Source organism: Pseudomonas sp. 05N434, from assembly GCF_056396965.1.
This window is the reverse complement of sequence record NZ_JBFTMK010000649.1, coordinates 1-2,534: the sequence shown is the minus strand read 5'-3', so window position 1 is coordinate 2,534 and position 2,534 is coordinate 1. Positions and strand designations below refer to the sequence as shown.

4 protein-coding genes are annotated in these 2,534 nt (G+C 53.5%); 3 read left to right on the top strand and 1 reads right to left on the bottom strand.

Annotated features, from left to right (window positions below):
* Window positions 1-165: 165 nt before the first annotated feature.
* Together AC1DLB_RS27445 and AC1DLB_RS27440 are read left to right on the top strand one after the other, a co-directional pair.
* Window positions 166-669 carry an inclusion body family protein gene (locus AC1DLB_RS27445; protein ID WP_086944821.1) on the top strand — a complete coding sequence of 168 codons (504 nt, stop codon included), beginning with the start codon at window positions 166-168 and terminating at the stop codon, window positions 667-669.
* Window positions 670-795: 126 nt separating this feature from the next.
* Window positions 796-1,335: an AidA/PixA family protein gene (locus tag AC1DLB_RS27440; RefSeq protein ID WP_111454826.1), complete on the top strand. Its 540-nt coding sequence runs from the start codon at window positions 796-798 to the stop codon at window positions 1,333-1,335.
* Window positions 1,336-1,419: 84 nt separating this feature from the next.
* On the opposite strand, the gene AC1DLB_RS27435 is transcribed toward AC1DLB_RS27440, so the two are convergent.
* Window positions 1,420-1,950: an Lrp/AsnC family transcriptional regulator gene (locus tag AC1DLB_RS27435; RefSeq protein ID WP_256597237.1), complete on the bottom strand. Its 531-nt coding sequence runs from the start codon at window positions 1,948-1,950 to the stop codon at window positions 1,420-1,422.
* Between the two features lie 196 nt (window positions 1,951-2,146).
* Here AC1DLB_RS27435 and AC1DLB_RS27430 point away from each other — a divergent pair.
* The coding region (locus tag AC1DLB_RS27430; RefSeq protein WP_477786044.1) for an amino acid permease at window positions 2,147-2,534 on the top strand (388 nt) is incomplete at its 3' end.

Below are 2,534 nucleotides of genomic sequence, written 5' to 3'. Positions count from 1 at the left end.
GTTGGAAGGAACCCAACCCGTCATTTCAAGGCAAGGAGCAAGGCCAGCTCGTCCCCGTGATCGAGTGGGTTCCCCAGTAGTGTGTTCGCAACGGCCACAAGGCAAGCAAGCGTTGTCGTGCCTGGTAAGTAGCCAGACAATCACTATGTTAAAAGGAGCTTCACTATGTCTCGAGTCACGGATGTACTTGTTTCCATCGACACTGAAACCATTCTGAAAAACTACCCGAACATCAGCAAAAACCCTGCTTCACCGACGCTGATCGACTGGAAGCACGTCTACATGGTCACCAACCAGGATAACGTGATCAGTGGCCAGGCCGGTGGCGAGCTGGACCTCAAGGCCCAGGTTGGCGATCTGATTCGCTGGCGTGAAACCAGCCTGTCCCAGAGCTTCGAACAGGCCGTGATCTTCTACAAATTCATCGGCAACCAAGGCAACGATCTGATCTCCCCGCCTTCGCCACGCACGGCTACCGCTAGCGTTGCGGTACCCAACCCCAGCAATCCCTCGGTGCCTAGCTGTCAGAAAGTTGCCAACCACTACTGGTCCTCGGAGACCCTGGCGTGTGGTCGCGTGACCTACCATTTCAACTTCCTGATCGTCGACCGCAACTGTCAGATTGTCGGCTGCTGCTCGTGGGACCCGTTCATTTCCATCCATAACTGATGATGGAATCGACCCCTCGGCAACGAGGGGTCACCCCAGTCCGTTGCCGCCTCGGCTGGAACAGGATGTCTTGCTTGAAACCGAAGCGGTTACCGTTTTGCGTCAACATCATGAAAGGAATCCATGATGACTTCCGAACCGATTACCCCCCCTTCAGCGAGTACCCTGACCGCCAATAGCGTGCTGCTGGTCGTCGATGCCGAATCGCTGCTTTCGCGCTATGCGCAACCCAGCCTTGACCCGCAAAAGCCGACCGTGATTGAAGATGGTTTCATCTTCGGCATCAGCGCTACACCAAAAACGAAAAATGTTAAAAATGACAGCAAAATTACACTGACCACCCACAACGGAAAAGTCTTTCATATTCGCGGCAGGACCGTCAGTTTGCTGGCCGAACACAGCGTGGTATTCCACAACATCACGGTGGACGATACCGGGATCCTTTCTCCGCCCAAGCTGATCGTCCACGGCGACCAGACCGTCCCCGCGCCCGACCCCGCCAACCCGAACCAGCCGGGCAGCCACAAGGCCGATGATCATTATTGGGAGTGCTCGCAACTGAGCACGGGCGTGGCAACTTGCGAACTGAGCTTCATGCTGATCAACCAGCGCTGCGAAGCGCTCGGGTATTTCAGCTGGAAGACTGAGGTGACGCTGTCGGCGTGAATAAAGATTATCGAGTAGGAGRCGGCTTCACAGCCGTCGTCCTCTCACACCACCGTACGTACGGAAACGAGCAAGTCCAGGCACTTACAGTGGCAAGGTATTGCAGTGCTTGATCTCCTTGAGCGAAAAACCGGTGTACATTTCCTTGATATTGCCGAGCGTACGTATGCGATGCATGGCGAGTTCATGGAATGCCTCCATGTCTTTGACGACTACCTGCAGGAGGTAGTCGTATTTCCCCGACACTTTGTGACAGGCAATAATGTTGGGCAGCGCCAGGACGCCCGCTTCGAAATGTTCCATGGCTTGCTCGGAGTGACTATCGAGGGTGACGCTGATGAAAGCGAAAAGTCCCAGCCCTATGGTTTTCGGGTTCAAGTGCGCGTGATACCCGACAATCACCTCCTCTTCCAGGCGCTTCAGGCGCTTCCAGCAGGCTGGCGCTGACAGGCAAACACGAGCGGCGATCTCGGCGTTCGTCAGGCGACCATTCATTTGCAGAATTTCCAGAATTGAACGATCAACCTTATCCATTTCCGCCATGTGCTCTCTCCCTTTAACAATGCGTACGCGGTAGGGCGATTGGCCCCATCCCGCAGGTCCTTGATCAAGCATCCATTTCTAGAAACTACAAATACTAGAAAGAAAATTACATAAAGAACACATTTTGGATAATTAACGACTGAAAAATAACTAAATACAGACCCGTTTCGAAAACTAATTTTCGAGGCACTGAAATACAATTTCTTGTCATTTCCGACACCCAAGCCACTGGCTCTGACAATAAAAATAAGTAACAACGGAGGCAATATTGAGCATTTTCAGAACAAAAGACCTGGACGCAATGATTGCTGCTGCCCGAGCGCCTGCAGGGTTGAAAAAAGTGCTGGGGCCGATGGATTTGGTCCTGATTGGTATCGGTGCAATCGTGGGGACGGGCATCTTCGTATTGACCGGAACCGGCGCATTGACTGCGGGACCGGCCCTCATGGTTTCATTCCTGATAGCGGCGTTGGCCTGTGCATTTGCAGCACTCTGTTATGCCGAGTTCGCCTCATCTGTACCGGTAGCAGGCTCGATTTACACCTACAGCTACGCGACGCTGGGAGAGTTGGTGGCCTGGATGATCGGCTGGGATCTGATGCTCGAATACGGACTGGCCAGTTCGGCTGTGTCTGTTGGGTGGTCGGGTTACTTCC

Bases quoted from the DNA above. Each gene is read 5' to 3' on its own strand.
- AC1DLB_RS27440 (WP_111454826.1), top strand. From the start codon at position 796: ATGACTTCCGAACCGATTACCCCCCCTTCAGCGAGTACCCTGACCGCC.
- AC1DLB_RS27435 (WP_256597237.1), bottom strand. From the start codon at position 1,950: ATGCTTGATCAAGGACCTGCGGGATGGGGCCAATCGCCCTACCGCGTA.
- AC1DLB_RS27445 (WP_086944821.1), top strand. From the start codon at position 166: ATGTCTCGAGTCACGGATGTACTTGTTTCCATCGACACTGAAACCATT.